This window comes from Bradyrhizobium sp. DOA9, from assembly GCF_000617845.2.
GTDB lineage: Bacteria > Pseudomonadota > Alphaproteobacteria > Rhizobiales > Xanthobacteraceae > Bradyrhizobium.
This window is the reverse complement of the sequence record NZ_DF820425.1, coordinates 6,474,161-6,494,313: the sequence shown is the minus strand read 5'-3', so window position 1 is coordinate 6,494,313 and position 20,153 is coordinate 6,474,161. Positions and strand designations below refer to the sequence as shown.

Annotated in this window: 17 protein-coding genes; 7 read left to right on the top strand and 10 right to left on the bottom strand. The window is 66.2% G+C overall.

Annotated features, from left to right (window positions below):
* The first annotated feature begins 259 nt into the window (after positions 1-259).
* On the top strand, positions 260-775 hold the full coding sequence (msrA, locus tag BDOA9_RS30625; protein WP_025037764.1) for a peptide-methionine (S)-S-oxide reductase MsrA: 516 nt from the start codon (positions 260-262) through the stop codon (positions 773-775).
* 69 nt (positions 776-844) lie between these two features.
* Here msrA and BDOA9_RS30620 read toward each other — a convergent pair whose 3' ends face one another.
* From BDOA9_RS30620 to BDOA9_RS30590, 7 genes are all read right to left on the bottom strand, one after another.
* The gene (locus BDOA9_RS30620) at positions 845-2,005 is read right to left on the bottom strand and encodes an MFS transporter (RefSeq protein ID WP_025037763.1); all 1,161 of its coding nucleotides are present in this window, start codon (positions 2,003-2,005) and stop codon (positions 845-847) included.
* 364 nt (positions 2,006-2,369) lie between these two features.
* Positions 2,370-3,596 (bottom strand): Zn-dependent hydrolase, encoded by a 1,227-nt coding sequence (locus tag BDOA9_RS30615; RefSeq protein ID WP_025037762.1) that lies wholly within the window; start codon positions 3,594-3,596, stop codon positions 2,370-2,372.
* On the bottom strand, positions 3,589-4,374 hold the full coding sequence (locus tag BDOA9_RS30610) for an ABC transporter ATP-binding protein (RefSeq protein WP_025037761.1): 786 nt from the start codon (positions 4,372-4,374) through the stop codon (positions 3,589-3,591). The genes BDOA9_RS30615 and BDOA9_RS30610 overlap by 8 nt, the downstream gene beginning before the upstream one ends.
* Positions 4,371-5,144 carry an ABC transporter permease gene (locus BDOA9_RS30605; RefSeq protein ID WP_025037760.1) on the bottom strand — a complete coding sequence of 258 codons (774 nt, stop codon included), beginning with the start codon at positions 5,142-5,144 and terminating at the stop codon, positions 4,371-4,373. Before BDOA9_RS30605 ends, BDOA9_RS30610 begins: the two co-directional genes overlap by 4 nt.
* A gap of 61 nt (positions 5,145-5,205) precedes the next feature.
* Positions 5,206-6,150: an ABC transporter substrate-binding protein gene (locus BDOA9_RS30600; protein ID WP_025037759.1), complete on the bottom strand. Its 945-nt coding sequence runs from the start codon at positions 6,148-6,150 to the stop codon at positions 5,206-5,208.
* 105 nt (positions 6,151-6,255) lie between these two features.
* Positions 6,256-6,981, bottom strand: coding sequence for a histidine utilization repressor (gene hutC, locus BDOA9_RS30595; protein ID WP_025037758.1), 726 nt, complete (start codon positions 6,979-6,981; stop codon positions 6,256-6,258).
* Positions 6,978-8,336: a formimidoylglutamate deiminase gene (locus BDOA9_RS30590; RefSeq protein ID WP_025037757.1), complete on the bottom strand. Its 1,359-nt coding sequence runs from the start codon at positions 8,334-8,336 to the stop codon at positions 6,978-6,980. Before BDOA9_RS30590 ends, hutC begins: the two co-directional genes overlap by 4 nt.
* A gap of 87 nt (positions 8,337-8,423) precedes the next feature.
* Between BDOA9_RS30590 and hutI the strand changes: the two genes are divergently transcribed.
* Genes hutI through hutU form a run of 3 tightly spaced genes read left to right on the top strand, consistent with a single transcriptional unit; the run spans position 8,424 to position 12,875 of the window.
* Entirely contained in the window at positions 8,424-9,638 is a 1,215-nt protein-coding gene (gene hutI, locus BDOA9_RS30585) for an imidazolonepropionase (protein ID WP_025037756.1), read from the top strand.
* Entirely contained in the window at positions 9,635-11,194 is a 1,560-nt protein-coding gene (gene hutH, locus BDOA9_RS30580; protein ID WP_025037755.1) for a histidine ammonia-lyase, read from the top strand. Before hutI ends, hutH begins: the two co-directional genes overlap by 4 nt.
* A 10-nt stretch (positions 11,195-11,204) precedes the next feature.
* Complete coding sequence (gene hutU, locus BDOA9_RS30575) at positions 11,205-12,875, top strand: urocanate hydratase (RefSeq protein ID WP_025037754.1); 1,671 nt, start codon at positions 11,205-11,207, stop codon at positions 12,873-12,875.
* A gap of 8 nt (positions 12,876-12,883) precedes the next feature.
* Here hutU and BDOA9_RS30570 read toward each other — a convergent pair whose 3' ends face one another.
* On the bottom strand, positions 12,884-14,893 hold the full coding sequence (locus tag BDOA9_RS30570; RefSeq protein WP_025037753.1) for a putative bifunctional diguanylate cyclase/phosphodiesterase: 2,010 nt from the start codon (positions 14,891-14,893) through the stop codon (positions 12,884-12,886).
* A 279-nt stretch (positions 14,894-15,172) separates the two neighbouring features.
* Positions 15,173-16,207 (bottom strand): hypothetical protein, encoded by a 1,035-nt coding sequence (locus BDOA9_RS30565; RefSeq protein ID WP_025037752.1) that lies wholly within the window; start codon positions 16,205-16,207, stop codon positions 15,173-15,175.
* 489 nt (positions 16,208-16,696) lie between these two features.
* Here BDOA9_RS30565 and BDOA9_RS30560 point away from each other — a divergent pair, with 489 nt between their 5' ends.
* Positions 16,697-17,506, top strand: a complete 810-nt coding sequence (locus BDOA9_RS30560; RefSeq protein ID WP_025037751.1) for a substrate-binding domain-containing protein — start codon at positions 16,697-16,699, stop codon at positions 17,504-17,506.
* Here the strand turns inward: BDOA9_RS30560 and BDOA9_RS30555 are convergent.
* Entirely contained in the window at positions 17,480-18,178 is a 699-nt protein-coding gene (locus tag BDOA9_RS30555) for an ABC transporter permease (RefSeq protein WP_025037750.1), read from the bottom strand. The two genes, BDOA9_RS30560 and BDOA9_RS30555, sit on opposite strands and share 27 nt — an antisense overlap.
* Before the next feature lie 311 nt (positions 18,179-18,489).
* Between BDOA9_RS30555 and BDOA9_RS30550 the strand changes: the two genes are divergently transcribed.
* Positions 18,490-19,341: a 3-hydroxybutyryl-CoA dehydrogenase gene (locus tag BDOA9_RS30550; RefSeq protein ID WP_025037749.1), complete on the top strand. Its 852-nt coding sequence runs from the start codon at positions 18,490-18,492 to the stop codon at positions 19,339-19,341.
* Positions 19,342-19,478: 137 nt separating this feature from the next.
* Positions 19,479-19,943 carry a group III truncated hemoglobin gene (locus tag BDOA9_RS30545; protein WP_025037748.1) on the top strand — a complete coding sequence of 155 codons (465 nt, stop codon included), beginning with the start codon at positions 19,479-19,481 and terminating at the stop codon, positions 19,941-19,943.
* The last annotated feature ends 210 nt before the right edge of the window (positions 19,944-20,153 follow it).

Genomic DNA, 20,153 nt, shown 5'->3' with positions numbered 1-20,153 from the left:
CATCGCTGCAACGGCGGAGGTGCGCTCCCTCTCCCGCTTGCGAGAGAGGGTTGGGGAGAGGGTGTTTCCGCAATGGGATAGCCCCCTAGAGGAGAAAGCCCTCACCCGCGCTACGCGCGACCTCTCCCGCAAGCAAGCGGGAGAGGTTGCACCGGGCCCTGGCGACTTGGTGGACCCGCGTCAATGCGTGGCTTTCGGCCGGGCGGCCGAAAGCCTATATGATGCACAAGCTATTTGGCGATCATTGGGAGCACATCACATGACGACGGAACGCGCAGTTTTGGCCGGCGGCTGCTTCTGGGGCATGCAGGACCTGATCCGCAAGCAGCCCGGCGTGATCTCCACCCGCGTCGGCTACACCGGTGGACACGTCAAGAACGCCACCTACCGCAATCACGAAGGTCATGCCGAAGCCATCGAGATCGTGTTCGATCCGGCCAGGACCAGCTTCCGGACCATGCTGGAGTTCTTCTTCCAGATCCATGATCCGACCACGCTCAACCGCCAGGGCAACGATATCGGCACGAGCTACCGTTCGGCGATCTTCTACACCAGCGAGGAGCAGAAGCGGATCGCCGAAGACACCGTCGCCGACGTCGAGGCGTCCGGCCTGTGGCCGGGCAAGGTGGTAACCGAGATCGCGCCCGCGCGCGAGTTCTGGGAAGCCGAGCCCGAGCATCAGGATTATCTCGAACGTTATCCTGACGGCTACACCTGCCATTTCATCCGGCCCGGCTGGAAGCTGCCGCGTCGCGCGGCGGCAGTCGGCGGTTAACGCCTGGAAGGTGGTTCGCCGGGCTGTGGCGATCCACCTCTCCATCGATCACGTCAGCCGCAGATCCGCTCACGCATCGACATGCGAAGCCCGGCGCTGCTCCGCGGTGACGATCCCCGCCGTCAAGGTGACGAGCCCCATCAAGGCCGCCAGCAGCCAGAATGCCAGCGGCAGTCCGCCGAGCTGTGCGACGAAGCCGACGCCGGCGGGGCCGAGCAGGACGCCTGCGTAGCCTGCCGTCGTGATCGCCGCGACCGCGAGTCCCGTGGGCATCACCTTTTGCTGCGCCGCCCGGCGGAACAGCACGGGCACGAGGTTCGAGGCGCCGAGCCCGATCAGCAGGAATCCGCCGATGGCGACCGCTGCAACGGGCGCGGTGAGCAGCACAACGAAGCCGGCGATCGCAATCAGGCTGCCCCAGAGCAATGTCGTGCGATCTCCGATGCGCGCAACGACCGCGTCGCCGCCGAGCCGGCCGATCGTCATCGCGATCGAGAACACGATGTAGCCGATGCCGCCTTGCGCCTCGCTGACGAGGCCGGCGCCGATCACGAGCAGCGCGCCCCAATCGAGCATCGCGCCTTCGACCAGGAAGGTGATGGCGCCGAGCAGCGCCAGCAGCAGCACCGATCCGTGCGGCAGCACGAACAATGGGCCTTCCTGCACCTGCACCGATCGCAGCAGGCGCGGCCAGGTCAGCAGCATCGCGATCAGCATCAGCACGGAGCAGATCAGCGTCGAGGCGAGCGCCCCGAGCTGCAGCGAGAGCAGCGCGGTCATCAGCGCGGAACCGGCGAAGCCGCCGATGCTGAACAGGGCGTGAAAGCCGGACATCAGGGGGCGTCCCGCGGCGCGCTCCACCTCCACGGCATGGATGTTCATGGCGACGTCGATCGAGCCGAGCGCGGCGCCGAACGCAAGCAGCACCAGCGCCAGCGACAGCGGCGAGCTTGCGATCGCGAGCAGCGGCAGCACAACCGTGAGGCCAAGCCCGCCCGCGACGATGACCGGCCTGCTGCCGTAGCGCGCGCTGAGAACGCCGGTCAGCAGCATCGCCACGACCGAGCCGATGCCGAGGCTGAGCAGGAGCAGCCCGAGGACCCCGTCGTCGACAGCAAGCCGCGCCTTCGCGAACGGCACCAGCGGCGCCCAGCACGCGATGCCGAAGCCCGCAACGAGGAAGGCAAGCCGGGTCGCAAGGCGGGTCGCCGGCCGATCGGCAGAAGACATGGGAACTCCGGGAAGGAACAGGGCGGGGCGGTGGAGAAAGCGGAGAAATGCCGCAGCTTTGTGTCGGCACTAGGTTCAGATTGTCGCAGCTCGTGCCACGTCCGAGTGTCGCGATTGCAGGAGGCCCGCAGCCCGGATGGAGCGGCAAAGCTCGGGCGAAGTCAGCCGCGAGAATGCGAAGGTGCGTCTGCGATTCGAAACGCAAGAGAGAAGAGCGACGCTGCTGCCTCGTACTCCGTCATTGCGAGCGCAGCGAAGCAATCCAGAGTCCCTCCGCGGAAAGATTCTGGATTGCTTCGCTGCGCTCGCAATGACGGGTGGAGAGAGCGGCCGCCGAACTCGCGGTCGCGCTCCGGACGCAGCGCTAGCCGCCAAGGATGCGCCGGCACGCCTCGACGAACACCTCTGCGCCCGTCACGATGTCGGCGTCTGCCGTATTCTCGGTCCAGTGATGGCTGATGCCGCCGATCGACGGCACGAACAGCATGCCGGCGGGCATCACGGTCGCCAGCATCTGCGCATCGTGTCCGGCGCCGCTGGGCATGCGGATGGAACGGCCGCCGGCGACGACCTTGCTCGCAGCCTCGATCGCGTCCTGAAAGCCCGCATTCATTATCGCGGGTGCGCCGGTGCGCAGCTTCGTCACGCTGACGGTGCACGGACCATTGGCACTGGCCTCGTCCGCCATGGTCCTCAGCAATTGCTCCAGCCGCGCGATCACAGACGGGTCGTCGTCGCGGATCTGGAACAACATCTCTGCGCCACCGGGGATGATGCTCGGCGCGCCCGGATCGAGCGTGATGCGGCCGGTGGTCCAGACCGTGCGCGGGTCGCAGGCGATCGGGAAACGTTCGTCGATCGCGACGCAGAACTTGGCCAGCGCCAGGCCGGCATCCTTGCGCACCGCCATGCGCGTGGTGCCGGCGTGGTTCTGCTCGCCGGTGAAATTGATCTGGTACTGCCAGATGCCGACGATGGACGTCACGACGCCGATCGCCAGGCGCCCGCTTTCGAGCGTGTCGCCCTGCTCGATATGCGCCTCGAGATAGCCGACGTGCCGTCCCGGCTCGGCGGTGATGCGCGGACGCTCCGAGAGCCCCATGTCGGCAAGGGCATCGCGCATGGTGCGGCCGCTGGTGCGGTCGCGGGCCGCGTCGATGTCGGCCTCGCTCACCTGTCCGACATAGGAGCGCGAGCCGAGGAAATGACCGAAATGTCCCTCCTCGTCGCACCAGGCGGCGACCTCGACCGCGCCGTTCACGGCAGGATCGGCGTTCAGGACGCGCGCGGCCTCGAGCGCATAGACGACGCCGAGCGGGCCGTCGAGCCACCCGGCATAGTTCTGGCTTTCCAGGTGCGAGCCCGCCAGCAGCTTCGGCCCGGGCTTCGTGCTCGTCCCGAACACATTGCCGATGCCGTCGATTGTCGCCGAGAGATTGGCCTCGGGCAGCTTCTGGACGAGCCACTCCAGGGACAGCCTGTGCGGCTCGGAGAAGGTCGGCTTGTGCACGCCGGTCTTGTAGGCGCCGAAGGCGCGCAGCGCATGGAGGTCGGCGAGAACGCGATGTCCGTCGGCACGAGTGTCAGGCATGTTCGGCAACCTTCAGCGCCTCGGTGCGGATCTCCTCGACCAGCCGTTCCTTCAGCTGGACGAATTCCGGCGTGGTCTTGATCTTGTAGGAGCGCGGATGCGGCAGGTCCACATTGATCTCGGCCTTGATGCGGCCGGGACGCGCGCTCATCACGATGACGCGGCTGCCGAGGAAGATCGCTTCCTCGATGTCGTGGGTGACGAACAGCACCGTCTTCTGGTCGCGCTCCCAGATCCCGAGCAGCATCTCCTGCATCAGGGCACGGGTCTGGTTGTCGAGCGCGCCGAACGGCTCGTCGAGCAGCAGGATCTTCGGGTCATTGGCGAGCGCGCGCGCGATCGCGGTGCGCTGCTGCATGCCGCCGGAGAGCTGCTTGGGCCAATGGTTTTCGAAGCCGGACAGCCCGACCTGGCGGATGAAGGCATCCGCGATCTTGTGTCGCTCCGCCTCGGACACGCCGCGCTCGCGCAGGCCGAAGGCGATGTTCTCGCGCACCGTCAGCCAGGGGAACAGCGTGTAGGACTGGAACACCATGCCGCGATCCGCGCCCGGGCCGGTCACCTCGCGTCCGTCGAGCGTGACACGGCCGCTGGTCGGACGATCGAGACCGGCGACGATGCGCAGCAGCGTGGACTTGCCGCAGCCGGAGGGGCCGAGGATGGTGACGAAATCGTTGTTGCCGATGGTGAGGTCGGTCGGCTCCAGCGCCCGCGTCGGCGCGTTGCCGTGGCGCGCGGGGAAGGTGCGCGAGACCTGTTCGATCCTGAGAGTGGTCATGCGAGCTTCCAGGGAAACAGCCAGGCGTTGAACGCCTTGAACAGGAAGTCCGAGATGAGCCCGATCAATCCGATCACGATGATGCCGAAGATGATCTGGCCGGTGTTGAGCAGCGCCTGGCTGTCGGTGATCATATGGCCGATGCCCGAGGACGAGCCGATCAGCTCGGCGACGATGACGTAGGTCCAGGCCCAGCCCAGCACCAGCCGCAGGATCTCTGCGATCTCCGGCGCGGAGGAGGGCAGCAGCACGCGGCGGATGATGCCGCGGTCGCGCGCGCCGAGCGTATAGGCGGCCTCGACCAGATCGCGCCGCGTGGCGCCGACCGTCACCGCGACCATCAGGATCACCTGGAAAACCGAGCCGATGAAGATGACGAGCAGCTTCTGCAATTCGCCGATGCCGGCCCACAGGATCAGCAGCGGGATGAAGGCCGAAGCGGGCAGATAGCGTGCAAATGAGACGAAGGGTTCGAGGAAGGCTTCGACCGGCTTGTAGGCGCCCATCAGCACGCCGAGCGGCACCGCGATGACCGCCGCGAGCGCGAAGCCGCCGACGACGCGCCAGATCGTCATGCCGATGTCGAACAGGAAGCCGTGCTTGGTGAGCAGCTCGACGCCTTCCTGCACCATGGTGAGCGGATTGGCGAGGAAGGTCTTCGACACATGGCCGCCGAACGTCGCCCATGACCAGAGGGCGACGAACAGCACGAAGAACGCCAGGCCATATGCCGCGCGCTGCTTCGTTGTCACGGGATCCAGGGGACGCATCAAACCGTATCCGAATGGTGCGCCGGCTCCGCCCGAGGCGGAACCGGCAGCTCGAGAAGAGTTACTTGATGAAGCTCGCGTCGTAGAGGTCCTCGACCTTCGGCGCGGCCTTGATGATGCCGATCTCGAGCAGCAGCTCGGCAGCCTCCTTGTTGAAGGTCAGGAAGTCGCCGGCGAAGAACTTCTGGTTCGCGGCCTTGTCCTGCCAGCGCAGATATTTCGCCGAGTTGCCGAACTGCTCGCCGGTCTGCTTCACGTCGGCGCCCATGATCTCGTAGGACTTGGCCTGGTCCTTGGCGATCATGTCGATCGCCTCGAAATAGCTGTCGGCGAGGGCCTTGGCGGCCTTGGGATTATCGGTGAGGAATTTCGGCGTGCAGCCGAACGTGTCCATGACCATCGGATAGTCGAGCGTGGTCGCGATGATCTTGCCCTTGTCGGGCGCGGCACGCACGGTCGACAGATAGGGCTCATAAGTCATCGCGGCATCGTTCTGGCCGGAGACGAAGGCCTGCGCGGCCGCAGCCGGCTCGAGGTTGACGATCGTGACGTCCTTGGTGGTGAGGCCGTTCTTCTTCAGCATCCAGGCCAGCGCGAAGTAGGGCGAGGTGCCGGGCGCGGAGGCGGCGACGGTCTTGCCCTTCAGGTCCTTGATCGCGGCGACGTCGTTGCGCACGGCCATGCCGTCGGCGCCGTAGCTCTTGTCGAGCTGGAAGATCTGCTTGGTCGCGACGCCGTTGGCGTTCCAGGAAATCCAGGTCTCGACCGTGGTCGCCGCGCATTGGATGTCGCCGGAGGCGATGGCGAGATGGCGGTCCTTCTGCGGGATCTTCTTGATGGTGACGTCGAGCCCGTTCTTCTTGAAGATGCCGGCCTCCTTGGCCAGCGTCAGCGGCGCGAAGCCGGTCCAGCCGGAGATGCCGACGCCGACCTTGACGTCGTCGGCGAGCACGGGAGTGGCCGCCGCGAGGGCAATGATTGTCGCAAATACTGTCGAACTACGCATGATTTTCGTCCTCTTGCCGATCGATGGTTTGACGTCCTGTTGCTCATTGTCGGCCCACCTGGACCGTTGCCCGATGCGTTGCACGAATTGTGCCGACATGTCCTCTCAGCCTCCCTTGAATCGGGCGACAAGGCGGTGAGAGTCACCGGGATAGAGCAGGCGCACCGCGGTGATGGTGCGGGCGCTGCGCCAGGTGTAGCGGTCGATCACGAGGCAGGGTGCGCCGACGGCGATGTCGAGCGCTTCCGCCGTGCGGTCGTCCGCAACGATGGCACTGATCGTATGCTCGGCCTCGGTCCATGGGACATGGTGAAGCAGCCACGAGCCGGGCGGCTCGCGCGCGAAATCGGCAGTCGCGGCATCAGGCACGGACGACAGATCGATCAGCCTGTCCTCGACCGCGAACGGGACCTTGTCGGCGCTATGCCGGCAGGTGATGGCGACGACCTTGCCGGCCTTCTTGACGCCGAGGCGGTCGCGGTCGGCGGCGGTCGCCGCGCGCAGCTTGCGGCCGATCAGCTCGTAGCCGTAAGCGCGGCCAAGCGCGGTGATCTCGGCGCGGATGTCGGCGATCTTGAGCACCGCCGACTGATGCTGCGGCCGGCGCACGAACGAGCCGGCGCGCCGCCGCCGCTCGATCAGGTCGGCCTGCGCCAGCTCAGACAAGGCCTTGTTCACGGTCATGCGCGAGCAGCCGTAGCGCGCGACCAACTCGTGCTCGAAGGGAATGCGATGGCCGGGCGGCCATTCGCCGGTCAGGATGCGCTTCTCGATGTCGGCGCGGATGCGCTTGTAGAGCGTCGGCTTGTCGGCGTCGGTGACGAGGCTCATGCGACCAGCCTCCGCATCGATGCGTTGAAGCGCTCACGTGCGGCCTGGCGCAATCCATGCCGACCGCCCTCGACCACCTTGCGGCCACCGGCCCAGACGCAATCGATGGCGGCGCCGCCGGCGGCGAAGATCCAGCCGTCGATGACGGCATCATGCGCGCGCCCTGCCAGCGATGGATGCGCCGTGTCGAGCGTGACGATATCGGCGCGTGCGCCTTGCACAAGGCCGCCGGCCGTTTGTGCCAGCGCCCGCGCGCCCCCGCCGAGCGCCCCGTCGAACAGCGCGCGTCCGGTCGAGCGGCCGGCGCCGCCGGAGAGCACGTTGCGCTGGCGGTGCTTGAGCCGCTGGCCGTATTCGAGCTGGCGCAATTCGTCGGCGGCGCCGATCAACACGTTGGAATCGGTACCGACGCCGAAAATGCCGCCGGCGTCGACGAACTCCCGTGCCGAAAAAATGCCGTCGCCGAGGCTCGCTTCCGTGATGGGACAGAGGCCCGCCACGGCGCCGGTCCTGGCGAACGCCGTCACTTCCTCATTCGTCATGTGGGTCGCGTGAATGAGGCACCAGCGCCGATCGAGCGGGGCGTGCTCCAGCAGCCATTGCACCGGACGCTGGCCCGACCAGGCGAGGCAATCCTCGACCTCCTTCACCTGCTCGGCGGCATGAATGTGCACCGGCCCGCCCTCGGCCAGTGGAACGATCGCGGCGAGCTCGTCCGGCGTCACCGCGCGCAAGCTGTGCGGTGCGATGCCGATATTGGCGCCGGGCAAGTGCGCGATAACCTTCCGCGATGCCGTCATCAATGCGGCGAACTGATCGACCGAGCAGATGAAGCGGCGCTGCCCTTCATGCGGCGCTGCGCCTCCAAACGAGCCGTGCGCATAGAAGCTCGGCAGCAGCGTCAGCGCGATGCCCGAGGCTTCAACGGCCTCTGCAATCCGCGCGGCCATCTCGGCGGGGTCCGCGTAGGGCGAGCCGTCGCGGTCGTGGTGCAGATAGTGGAATTCGCCGACGCGGGTAAAACCCTGCTCGAGCATTTCGACATAGAGCAGCGTCGCCACGGAAGCGACGTCGTCGGGCGTCATCGCCAGCGCGAAGCGATACATCGTCTCGCGCCAGGTCCAGAACGTGTCGGTGGAATCGCCGCGCAGCTCCGCCAGACCCGCCATGCCGCGCTGGAACGCGTGGCTGTGCAGGCTTGCAAGTCCCGGAAGCGCGATGGCGTGGCGTTCGTCGCCGGCGGCCGGCGCCACGCCCGCCGTCACCGCCGCGATCGCGCCGGCGGCGATCACCACCTGCACGTCATTGGCCCAGCCCGAAGGCAGGAGCGCGGAAGCGAAATGCAGTCGGGTCATGACCTACACGCCGGCTGGACAGAACCGCCGTACGATTATATGTCTAGACATATAAGTCAAGCATCCCCAGGGCGAACGGATACCCGCATGGCAGAGCGCTTCGACCGGATCTGGCATAATGCCCGCCTCGCGACGATGCGGGTCGATCGTCCCGATCTTGGCGAGATCGAGCATGGTGTCATCGCCGCACGCGGCGGCCGCATCGTCTATGCGGGCGCTAAAGCGGATTTTCCGCTCGACGCCGACGCGATCGAGCGGATTGATTGCGAGGGGCGCTGGATCACGCCCGGTCTCGTCGACTGCCACACCCATCTGGTCTATGGCGGCAACCGCGCGCACGAATTCGAGCTGCGCCTGAAGGGGGCGAGCTACGAGGAGATTGCGCGCGCCGGCGGCGGCATCGTCTCGACCGTGGCGGCAACGCGCCAGGCCAGCGAAGCCGGGCTCGCCGCAGGCGCGCTGCCGCGGCTCGACGCGCTGACGGCTGAGGGCGCGACCACGGTCGAGATCAAGTCCGGCTACGGCCTCGACACCGAAACCGAGATGCGACAGCTTGCGGCGGCGCGGAGCCTCGGCCGCGCGCGGCCGGTTACGATCCGCACGTCGTTCCTGGGCGCGCATGCGCTGCCGGTGGAAGCCGGTGGCGACAAGGACCGCTACATCGATCTCGTCTGCAAGGAGATGCTGCCCGCAGTTGCCAATGCTGGCCTCGCCGATGCCGTCGATGCATTCATGGAAGGCATCGCATTCTCCGCCGAGCAGACCGCGCTTGTGTTCGAAACGGCGAGGGGACTTGGCCTGCCGGTCAAGCTCCATGCCGACCAGCTCTCGAATCTCGGCGGCGCGGCGCTTGCCGCGAAATTCTCGGCACTCTCGGCCGATCATCTCGAGCACACCGATGAGGTCGGCGCCGCCGCCATGGCGAGAGCCGGCACAGTGGCCGTGCTGCTGCCCGGCGCATTCTACTTCATTCGCGAGACGCAGAAGCCGCCGGTCGAGACGTTCCGCAAGCATGGCGTTCCGATGGCGCTGGCGACAGACTGCAATCCCGGCAGCTCGCCGCTGACCTCGCTGCTGCTCGCGATGAACATGGGCGCGACCTTGTTCCGGATGAACGTGGCCGAGTGCCTGGCCGGCGTCACCCGTGAAGGCGCGCGCGCGCTTGGCCTGTTGAATGAGACCGGCATATTGGAAGCCGGCAAATGGTGCGACCTTGCGATCTGGGAGATCGAGCGCCCGGCCGAGCTGGTCTACCGCATCGGCTTCAATCCGCTGCACAAGCGGGTATGGAGGGGACAGTGACGGAGCAGGAGACAGCGATCGTCGTCAAGCCGGGAACGGTGAACCTCGACGATCTCGCGCGCGTGCTCGAAGGCGCCCCCGTCGTGCTCGATCCCTCGTTCTGGCCGCGGGTCGAGGCGGCTGCGCAGATCGTGACGCGGGCCGCGCAGGCGGACGTTCCCGTCTACGGCATCAATACCGGCTTCGGGAAGCTGGCGTCGAAGCGCATCCCGCCGGACCAGACCGCGCTGCTCCAGCGCAACCTGATCGTCTCGCATTGCTGCGGCGTCGGCCAGCCGACACCGGAGCCGATCGTCCGCCTGATGATGGCGCTGAAGATCGTCTCGCTCGGCCGCGGCGCCTCCGGGGTGCGCCGCGCGGTGATCGAGCAGTTACAGGACATGCTGGCCCGTGGCGTCTATCCGCTGGTGCCGCGGCAAGGCTCGGTCGGCGCCTCCGGCGATCTGGCACCGCTCGCGCATATGACGGCCGTGATGATCGGCGAGGGGCAGGCGACCGTCGATGGCAAGATCGTGTCCGGCAGCGAGGCACTCGCCGCCGCCGGCCTCACGCCGCTGACCCTCGGGCCGAAGGAAGGCCTCGCGCTGATCAACGGCACGCAATTCTCGACCGCCTACGCCCTCTCAGGCGTGTTGCGCGCATATCGCCTCGCCCGCGCCGCACTCGTAACCGGCGCGCTGTCGGTGGATGCGGCGATGGCCTCGACGGCACCGTTCCGCCCTGAAATTCAGGCGCTGCGCGGCCACGCCGGCCAGATCGCGGCGGCCGCGACGCTGACTGCATTGCTCGATGGCAGCGACATCCGCCTCTCACACCTCGAAGGCGACGAGCGTGTGCAGGATCCCTATTGCCTGCGCTGCCAGCCGCAGGTCGCAGGCGCGGCCCTCGACCTGATAACCCAAGCCGCGCGCACGCTGATCGTCGAGGCCAACGCCGTCACCGACAATCCGCTGGTGCTGGTCGAGACCGGCGAGATCGTCTCCGGCGGCAATTTCCACGCCGAGCCGGTCGCCTTCGCCGCCGATGCGCTCGCGCTGGCGCTGTCGGAAATCGGCGCGATCAGCGAGCGGCGCATCGCGACGCTGGTCGATCCCGCGCTCAATTTCGGCCTGCCGCCGTTCCTCACGCCCGATCCCGGCATCAACTCCGGCTTCATGATCGCCGAGGTGACGGCGGCCGCGCTCTATGCCGAGAACAAGCAGCGTGCACTCGCATGCTCGATCGATTCGACGCCGACCAGCGCCAACCAGGAAGACCATGTCTCGATGGCTGCGCATGCCGCGCGGCGTCTGTCCGACATGGCCGACAACCTCGCCGCCATTCTCGGCATCGAGCTTCTGGTCGCGGCCCAGGGCATCACGCTGCGCGCGCCGCATGCGACCAGCGCGCCGCTGGTCGCCGTCATCGCCGCGTTGCGTGAGCAGGTGCCTGCGCTCGGGGCCGATCGCTACATGGCCGGCGATCTCGCCAAGGCCGCTGCATTGATCGAAGCCGATGCGCTTCCGGCTGCTGCGCTCGCAAGGCTTCACATCGATCCGTTTCCGCGACTCGCCTGAAGAGGTCCACATGAACCGCCGACTGGACAATGACCGCACCATCCGCGCGCCCCGCGGCAGCGACATCAGCGCCAAGAGCTGGCTCACGGAAGCCCCGCTGCGCATGCTGATGAACAATCTCGATCCCGACGTCGCGGAGCGCCCGAGCGAGCTCGTCGTCTATGGCGGCATCGGCCGGGCGGCACGCGACTGGGAGAGTTTCGACCGGATCGTCGCGGCGCTGCGCAACCTCGAAGCCGACCAGACGCTGCTGGTGCAGTCCGGCAAGCCCGTCGGTGTCTTCCGCACCCATGCCGATGCGCCGCGCGTGCTGATCGCCAACTCCAACATCGTGCCGCATTGGGCGACGCTCGACCATTTCAACGAGCTCGATCGCCAGGGCCTGATGATGTACGGCCAGATGACGGCGGGCTCCTGGATCTATATCGGCAGCCAGGGCATCGTGCAGGGCACCTACGAGACCTTCGTCGAGGTCGGCCGTCGCCACTATGGCGGCAGCCTCGCCGGCAAGTGGATACTGACCGCCGGCCTCGGCGGCATGGGCGGCGCGCAGCCGCTGGCGGCGACCATGGCGGGCGCGTCGATGCTCGCCGTCGAATGTCAGCCGAGCCGCATCGAGATGCGCTTGCGCACCGGCTATCTCGACCGGCAGGCTGCAACGCTCGATGAAGCGCTCGCGATCATGGCGGACGCCGCGAAGACGAACAAGGCGGTCTCAGTCGGCCTGCTCGGCAACGCCGCGGAGATCTTCCCTGAGCTGGTCCGCCGTGGGGTCAAGCCCGATATCGTCACCGACCAGACCAGTGCGCACGATCCCATCAACGGCTACTTGCCGAAGGGCTGGACGCTCGCCGAGTGGGAGGCCAAGCGCGCGTCCGATCCGAAGGGCGTCGAGCGCGCCTCGAAGACCTCGATGGTCGAGCATGTCCAGGCCATGCTCGATTTCCATGCCCAGGGCATTCCGACGCTCGACTACGGCAACAATATCCGCCAGATGGCGCAGGACATGGGCCTGAAGAACGCGTTCGACTTCCCCGGCTTCGTGCCCGCCTATATCCGTCCGCTGTTCTGCCGCGGCGTGGGGCCGTTCCGCTGGGCCGCGCTGTCGGGCGATCCCGAGGACATCTTCAAGACGGATGCCAAGGTCAAGGAGCTGATGCCCGACGACAAGCATCTGCACAATTGGCTCGACATGGCGAAGGCGCGCATCAAGTTCCAGGGCCTGCCGGCACGGATCTGCTGGGTCGGTCTCGGCGATCGCCATCGCCTCGGCCTTGCCTTCAACGAGATGGTGGCGCGCGGCGAGTTGAAGGCGCCAATCGTGATCGGCCGCGATCATCTCGACAGCGGCTCGGTGGCGAGCCCCAACCGCGAGACCGAGGCGATGAAGGACGGATCGGACGCGGTGTCCGACTGGCCGCTGCTCAATGCGCTGCTCAATTGCGCCAGCGGAGCGACCTGGGTGTCGCTGCATCATGGCGGCGGCGTCGGCATCGGCTATTCGCAGCACGCCGGCATGGTGATCGTCGCCGACGGCACGCCCGAGGCTGCGAAGCGGATCGAGCGCGTGCTGTGGAACGATCCCGCCACCGGCGTCATGCGCCACGCCGATGCAGGCTACGACATCGCGATCGATTGCGCCCGCGACAAGGGGCTCGATCTGCCGAGCCTGGCGAAGTAGACGAGGTTTTAGGCCACGACCTTGGCCCCGGTGGCGTCGAGGCGCCGGCTCTCCTTCGCCAGATGGTCGCCGATCGCATCGGCCGGCATGGGCTTGGCGAAATAATAACCCTGGATGAAGTCGCACCCCAAGCGGCGCAGGGTGTCGAGCTGAGCACGCGTCTCGACGCCCTCGACGACGCAGGCGATTTCTATGTCGTCGCAGAGGCCGGTGAGCGACTTGATGATCTTGTGGCTGACGGGATTCTCGTTGACGTCGGAAACGAAGCTGCGGTCGACCTTGATCTTGTCGAGCGGCAGCCGGTGCACGTGGCTCAGCGACGAATAGCCGGTGCCGAAATCGTCCAGCGAAACGCCGCAGCCCATTGCCTTCAGCGTTGCGATCGATTGCTGCGCGCGGACGAAATCGAAGGTGACGGCGGTCTCGGTGATCTCGAAGTCGATCCGGTGTGGCGGCAGACCGCTTCTCTCGATGATGGCGATCAGTGGCAGGATGCCCTCCGCCGCGCAGACGTCGTGGGCGGAGAGGTTGAACGACAGACGGATGTGGTCGGGCCACGTCCGGGCGACGGCGAGTGCGCGTACCAGCAGCGCCTGCGTCAGCGGCCGGATCAGACCGATGCGCTCGGCGGCCGGAATGAAATCGGCCGGAGAGACCAGGCCGAGCCGGGCGCTGCGCCAGCGCGCCAGCACCTCGAAGCCGGCGGTGTGCTCGCTCATGGCATCGACGATCGGCTGGAACACCAGGTCCATCTCGGTGCCGAAATCGGCGGTGCGCAGCAAATTCTCGATGACTCCGCGGCTGCGGATCTCGGCCTCGAGCTCGCTCGAGAAGATCACGGTGCGGCCGCGCAGATGGCGCTTGGCGTGATAGAGCGAATAGTCGGCGCATTCGTAGAGTGCTTCCGCGGTCGTTGCCGATTGCGGAAACGACGCAAAGCCGATCGAGCAGGACAGCCCGGTATGGGCAGTGTCGAGCTGGTAGGGAAGCTTGACCTGGTCGCCGATGCGCTGGCCGAGCCGCAACAGATCCGCATCCTCGGGGTCGCCGCACACGACGAGGCCGAACTCGTCGCCGCCGAGCCGGGCGAATTCGACCCGCTGCGGACCAAAACCCTCGCAGACCTCGCGTATGCGACGGCCGGCTTCGATCAGGACGCGGTCTCCGACCGAGTGGCCATAATTGTCGTTGATCGGCTTGAAACCGTCGAGATCGATGATGCCGACTGCGACCCGAACTTTCCTGCGTTCGGCATCGGCGAAGGCGCTCGACAGCTCGGCGAAGAAGCGGCGGCGGTTCGGCAGCTCGGTGAGGGAATCGAGATTGGCAAGGCGGAAGTTCTCGTCGGAGAGCGCCTGCGTCGCCGCCTGTTGCGCGAGCAGAGACTTGCGGCTGGCGACGAGATCGGCGAAGTCGCGATAGTAGATGAACAGCACCGTCACCATCGCGCCGGACACCAGGAGGTTGTTGACCGCGATCGCCTTCAGCGTCGGCTCGCCCGTGGCGAAGAAGAACAGCACATAGGGCACGTCGACAATCAGCGTCACGATCAGCGCCGCCGAGCGCAGATGCATCAGCGAGAAGATGCAGCCGATCACGGTGACCGCCATGTAGAAGGCGACCTGGCTCTTGGCGAAGGGATCGCCGTAGGGGTAGAGCGCGAAGGACCAGGCGGTGAAGCCGGCACCGATCGGCAGCGTCAGCCAGTTGGTGGCGCGCAGATTGCGCAGGATGTCGGCATCGCTGCGCACGAGCCGGCGCTGGCGCAGCCACCAGAAGGTCCGTAAGGCCGCGAGCACCGTCAGCACGGCCGGCACGATCATCGTCAACCAGTCCGGCGCCACGTTCACATAGGTGTAGGCGACCGCAATCGTGTTGCTGATGAGGATGAAGTAGAGCAGCGGGATCTGCTTGGAGAAGGCGTCGAACTGCGCGCGCGTCAGGTCCGGATTGTCGGCGGGAACGCAAAACAATCGCGTCGCGACGGCAAGACGAGATTTCAAATCCGCAACAGGCATTGCAATACGAGCCCCAGATCCCCTGAAAACACTGGCAATCTTGCACGGCAGGGGTAAAGGGCCCGTTAGATCGGTTCCAGCCGGGCAGGCCAGCACGGGTTGCGCGCTGCCTCAGTCCTTTCCGGTCGCGTGCATTGGTGAGGTCCCGTTAAGGATAACCGGCTGCAACGTGCATGCGCCTCAGGCGCAAATCGCCCGGAATCGCCGCAGCTACCACCCGCTGTCTCCCATGCGGGACATCAGCCCAGCACATGGCCACGGTCGTCGGAGAAGAAAGGATCAGGCGAGAACGGCTTGGCGCTCGCGCGCCGGTTCGCGCATCCGCTCGATGGTCCGCGGCTCGGCGAGCCGCGTGAAGCTCCGATGGCTCGCCTGAACGGGAGCCTCGACGATCACGCCCTCACAGACGATCTGTCCGCCGAGCATCCTGAATTCCAGCTTGTCGTAGCGCGGCATTGTCTCGCCGGGCGCCGGTGGCAGCAGCCCGATGCTTCCCTGGATGTTCAGCGCGGCCTCGCCGGTGCCGTGCAGGCGCGGATTCCACATCCTGATTCCGCTCTCCGCCCAGCGCTGCCGGATCAGCGCGGCGCGGTCGGCGGGCTCCGTGACCCTCGCGCGAACTTTCGGGACGCTGCGTATCTCTGGCAGCGGAGACATGAGAACCGGAGCTGGTTCAGTTTCCCCGGCGGCGCTGGATGACTCGTTGGCTACCGCCGCAATCGCCGTGTCGGGCGGAACATCGCTTGCGGGCGCCGGGTCGATCTCGGCGCTGGCTTCAGGGACGACAGCCGCGACGTTCTCGACATGGACCGGGATTGCTTCAGCGGCGACGGGTGCGGCGTCGACGGATATGTCGGGCGAGGGGGCAGCCTCGATGATGACGGCAGGGCGATCGGCCGAAGCGGTCGCGAGGTCTGCTGACGAAATCACGATCTCTTCTGAGGCGGCAGAGTCGATCTCTGCAGAGATTCCAACAACCGACGCATCATCGTCCACGACTGCGAGATCGGAGGCTGCAACTGGCTCGCTCTCCGCACCGGACGATGCAGCCAACGGCTCTTCGGTGACTGTTTCCGCGACGACCAGCGCCGCCGCATCATTCTCTGCGACCGGAGTTGTGGCGGCGAGATCAGCCTCTTCGCGCACCGGGTCAGCGCTGATCTCGGCCATTGGAGCTTGAGCTGTGCCCGCGACGTCTTCGGTGATGGCAGGTGAAGCGTCTGTGGCGATCTGCGCGACCTCAATATTGCCGCTGTGCGGCACAGGCCGAAGTCGGGAAAACGCCCAGTTCACCGCGGGGATGCGGCGCAGCAACGATATCAGTCTCGAAAGCACTGGGAGTTGTCCAAGAGGTACTCGGCGTGAGGCTATCGCTGATTCGCCAGCAATATGAAAAACTGCCCCGGCCGTCACGCCGATGTCAATGTAGGTGGGACCAATTGCAGAACATGCGTAAGTTCAGTACGCGGGCGGCGACGCAATCGGATCGAGAACGCTCGCATCCGCCCGAGTCGCGAAACCCGCATGGCGCCGATGATGCAATAATACCCCTGTTTTGCCCGACGTCGCAACCGCGTTTTCGGTAAGACCGAAAATCCTCAAGCCTTTCAACCCCATCGCTACTGTGCATGGGGTTGTTTTTTCACTTCTTGTTTTGCAGGCGTGCCTGGCCCGCGCCGGCGCGCTTTTTCTGCCAGACGAGGCGCACCGCGCGCATCAACCTCGTCGCAATCCAAGGTTGGGGTTCCCGTCGTCGCTGTGAGCCGCTATTCAGAACCGTCATTATCTGGCCGAGGACGTCGCATGAGGAAGCTTGTCACCATCGGAGCGGTTCTGCTCTGGTCCACCATCGCATTCGCACAGGATCGCACCATCACCGTGGCGTCGACCACCTCGACGGAACAGTCCGGGCTGTTCGGCCATCTGCTGCCGCTGTTCGCGAAGGCCGAGGGCATCGGCGTCAAGGTCGTCGCCGTCGGCACCGGCCAGGCTCTGGATATCGGGCGGCGCGGCGACGCCGATGTGGTGTTCGTCCATGACAAGCCCGCCGAGGACAAGTTCATGTCCGAAGGGCAGGGCGTGAAGCGCTTTGACGTCATGTACAACGACTTCGTCATCATCGGCCCCAAAAGCGATCCGGCGCAGATCTCGGGCAGCAAGGACGTGGCCGAGGCGCTGCGCAAGATCGCGGCGGCGAAGGCGCCGTTCATCTCGCGTGGCGACAAGTCCGGCACGCATGCGGCCGAGCTGAGGCTATGGAAGGAGGCCGGCGTCGACCTCAGTGCCGGCAAGGACACCTGGTACCGGGAGATCGGCCAGGGCATGGGCCCGGCGCTGAACATGGCCTCGTCGTCGAACGCCTACCTCCTGTCGGACCGCGGCACCTGGCTGTCGTTCAAGAACCGCGGCGAGCTCGCCATCCTGACCGAGGGGGACAAGCGGCTCTTCAACCAGTACGGCGTCATGCTGGTGAATCCCGAAAAGCACCCGAACGTGAAGGCGAAGGAGGGAAAGGCCTTCATCGACTGGCTGGTTTCGCCGCAAGGGCAGGACGCGATCGCCGGGTACAAGGTCGGCGGCGAGCAGCTATTTTTCCCCAACGCGTCCCACTAGGACGAAGGCGACGGTCGACACCGCGACGCTGAGCGCGAGCAGGATCAGCCCGAGTCCGAGCGCCAGCGGCAGGTCGCCTTTGCTGGTTTCCAGCGCGATCGCCGTCGTCATCGTGCGGGTGAAGCCGCGGATGTTGCCGCCGACGATGATGATGGCGCCGACTTCCGCAATCGCCCGCCCGAACGCGGCGAGAAAGGCCGTCAGCAGCGAGGTCCGGCCGAGCGCGAACAGCAGGGCCATGCTGCGCAGGGCCGACAGCCCGTCGATCCGCGCCAGGTCGCCATACTCCGCCCACAACAGAGTTGCCGGCCGGTGCACCAGCGCCACCACGATGGGTGTCGCCAGCAGCGTCTGCGCGATCACCATGGCGCTTGGTGTGAACAGCAAGCCCGCCGCCCCGAACGGGCCGGACCGCGACAGCAAGAGATAGAGGGCGAGCCCGACCACGACCGGCGGAAGGCCGAGCAGTGCATTGGTCAGAATGATGATGACCTGGCGTCCCCGGAAACGGGTGATCGCAAGCAGGGCCCCAAAGGGGGCACCGATCAGGAGCGCGAGGATGCTGGCGGTCAAGCTGACCCTGACGGACAAGGTGACGATGCCCAATAGCTCGGTGTCGGCCTCGCCGATCAGCGCAAAGGCGGCACCGATGGATCGTGCGAAATCGTTCATCCGGTCTCGGGCAAGCTCCTGTTCCGCGGCAGCCCCGCGCCGCCCTTCTCGCTGCTGCCGCTGCCATAATCAAGGGCCCAAGGGGTGGGCAGCCCCCGGGAGCCGTTGGAGCAAGGCTCAGGATCGGAAAACGCGGCCAGGGACCCACAGTCGGGGCACCTAGCCGCCCCGGGGCGGCTTTCTTCCTGCCTCCGATGCGCTAAGGAACAGGATCGGGTCGCGCCGGCCCCATGGCGGTGCTAGACCCTGTTGCAGGAACAATGGAGCCGGGCTGCGACTGGCGCGCCCGCAAGAATGAAGGATGTGACGCAATGATCCAGACCGTTGGCATCATCGGGGCAGGGACCATGGGGAACGGCATCGCGCAGGTCAGCGCCGCCGCCGGCCTGTCGGTCGTGATGGTCGATATTTCCGATGCGGCGGTGAACCGCGGCCTCGCGACCGTCGGCGGAAGCCTCGAGCGGCTGGTCAAGAAAGAGAAGATGTCGGCGGCCGACCGCGAGGCGACGCTCAAGCGCATCACCGGCACTACCGACCGGGCGAAGCTGTCGGATTGCGACCTCGTCATCGAGGCCGCGACCGAGAACGAGGAGCTCAAGGTCAAGATCCTGAAGGACCTCTGCGCCACCTTGTCGCCGCGCACGCTGGTCGCGACCAACACCTCCTCGATCTCGATCACCAAGCTCGCCGCCGCGACCGATCGCCCCGACCGCTTCATCGGCATGCACTTCTTCAACCCGGTGCCGGTGATGGCGCTGCTCGAGCTCATCCGCGGCCTGCAGACTTCGGACGACACCCATGCCAAGGCGCTGGATTTCGCCAAGCGCGTCGGCAAGGTGGCGATCACGGCCAAGAACAGCCCCGGCTTCGCGGTCAACCGCATCCTGTGTCCGATGATCAACGAGGCGATCTTCGCGCTCCAGGAGGGCATCGCGACGGCGGAAGAGATCGACGCCGGCATGAAGCTCGGCTGCAACCATCCGATCGGGCCGCTCGCGCTGGCCGATCTCGTCGGGCTCGACACCATGCTTTCGGTGATGGAGGTCTTTTACAAAGGCTTCAACGATCCCAAATATCGGCCAGCCCCGCTGCTGAAGGAGATGGTCGATGCCGGCCATCTCGGCCGCAAGACCGGGCAGGGTTTTTACACTTATAGCGCCTGATGAAGGCATTGGCGGCGGGCACCCAGCGTCCGCCGCCCGATCCCGCGATTTGCGCTGCGACAAAGACGCCGCGCGCGATCGGCCCGACAATGTTGAACGGGCAGCCTGCGGGAACAATGGAACGGATAGCAAGGAACATGTCGGATCGACTGAGGGCCGAGCGGGAAGCTGCGGCCGCGCGGCGGAACCTGTTGACCCAGGATGCGATCGAGCGCACCGGGATTACCGAGGAGATGATCGGGGAACTCGTCACCCGCTTTTACGGACGCGTGCGCGAGGACGCGCTGCTGGGGCCCGTCTTCGCCGTCGTCCAGAACTGGGACGAGCATCTCACCAAGCTCAGGGCTTTCTGGTCGTCGGTCGTACTGATGAGCGGCCGCTATCACGGCTCGCCGATGCGAGCACACATGCCGCTCAACCTGGCCGGCGGCCATTTCGATCGCTGGCTCGACCTGTTCGAGCAGACCGCGCGCGAGGTCTGCCCGCCGGCGGCGGCCGCGCTGTTCATCGACAAGGCGCGTCGTATCGCCGACAGCTTCGAGATGGCGTCGGCAACACTTGCGGGCCGCATCGCTTCGCCGCGTCACGTGCTCAGGTCGTGAACGACAGGATGCATGGGTGGGATCCCCGCATCGCATCATGCGTCGCACCAATTCCTGCATCATCGACCTGATCTGCAAAATCATCATGCCATTCGCGCAACGCGACGTAGAAGTCGCGAAAACGCGCTTGAACGCGAGCGGCTTTGCTCAATCAACGCGAGCAAAGCCATATTGATGCACTGCGGCGCCAAGTCTTCGCCTTGTTTTCGG

What these genes read in the sequence shown, in the direction of transcription:
- BDOA9_RS30600 (WP_025037759.1), bottom strand. Translation starts at nt 6,150, where the DNA reads ATGCGTAGTTCGACAGTATTTGCGACAATCATTGCCCTCGCGGCGGCC.
- BDOA9_RS30615 (WP_025037762.1), bottom strand. Translation starts at nt 3,596, where the DNA reads ATGCCTGACACTCGTGCCGACGGACATCGCGTTCTCGCCGACCTCCAT.
- msrA (WP_025037764.1), top strand. Translation starts at nt 260, where the DNA reads ATGACGACGGAACGCGCAGTTTTGGCCGGCGGCTGCTTCTGGGGCATG.
- BDOA9_RS30610 (WP_025037761.1), bottom strand. Translation starts at nt 4,374, where the DNA reads ATGACCACTCTCAGGATCGAACAGGTCTCGCGCACCTTCCCCGCGCGC.
- BDOA9_RS30590 (WP_025037757.1), bottom strand. Translation starts at nt 8,336, where the DNA reads ATGACCCGACTGCATTTCGCTTCCGCGCTCCTGCCTTCGGGCTGGGCC.
- hutU (WP_025037754.1), top strand. Translation starts at nt 11,205, where the DNA reads ATGAACCGCCGACTGGACAATGACCGCACCATCCGCGCGCCCCGCGGC.
- hutI (WP_025037756.1), top strand. Translation starts at nt 8,424, where the DNA reads ATGGCAGAGCGCTTCGACCGGATCTGGCATAATGCCCGCCTCGCGACG.
- BDOA9_RS30620 (WP_025037763.1), bottom strand. Translation starts at nt 2,005, where the DNA reads ATGTCTTCTGCCGATCGGCCGGCGACCCGCCTTGCGACCCGGCTTGCC.
- BDOA9_RS30555 (WP_025037750.1), bottom strand. Translation starts at nt 18,178, where the DNA reads ATGAACGATTTCGCACGATCCATCGGTGCCGCCTTTGCGCTGATCGGC.
- BDOA9_RS30545 (WP_025037748.1), top strand. Translation starts at nt 19,479, where the DNA reads ATGTCGGATCGACTGAGGGCCGAGCGGGAAGCTGCGGCCGCGCGGCGG.
- hutC (WP_025037758.1), bottom strand. Translation starts at nt 6,981, where the DNA reads ATGAGCCTCGTCACCGACGCCGACAAGCCGACGCTCTACAAGCGCATC.
- BDOA9_RS30570 (WP_025037753.1), bottom strand. Translation starts at nt 14,893, where the DNA reads ATGCCTGTTGCGGATTTGAAATCTCGTCTTGCCGTCGCGACGCGATTG.
- BDOA9_RS30550 (WP_025037749.1), top strand. Translation starts at nt 18,490, where the DNA reads ATGATCCAGACCGTTGGCATCATCGGGGCAGGGACCATGGGGAACGGC.
- BDOA9_RS30605 (WP_025037760.1), bottom strand. Translation starts at nt 5,144, where the DNA reads ATGCGTCCCCTGGATCCCGTGACAACGAAGCAGCGCGCGGCATATGGC.
- BDOA9_RS30560 (WP_025037751.1), top strand. Translation starts at nt 16,697, where the DNA reads ATGAGGAAGCTTGTCACCATCGGAGCGGTTCTGCTCTGGTCCACCATC.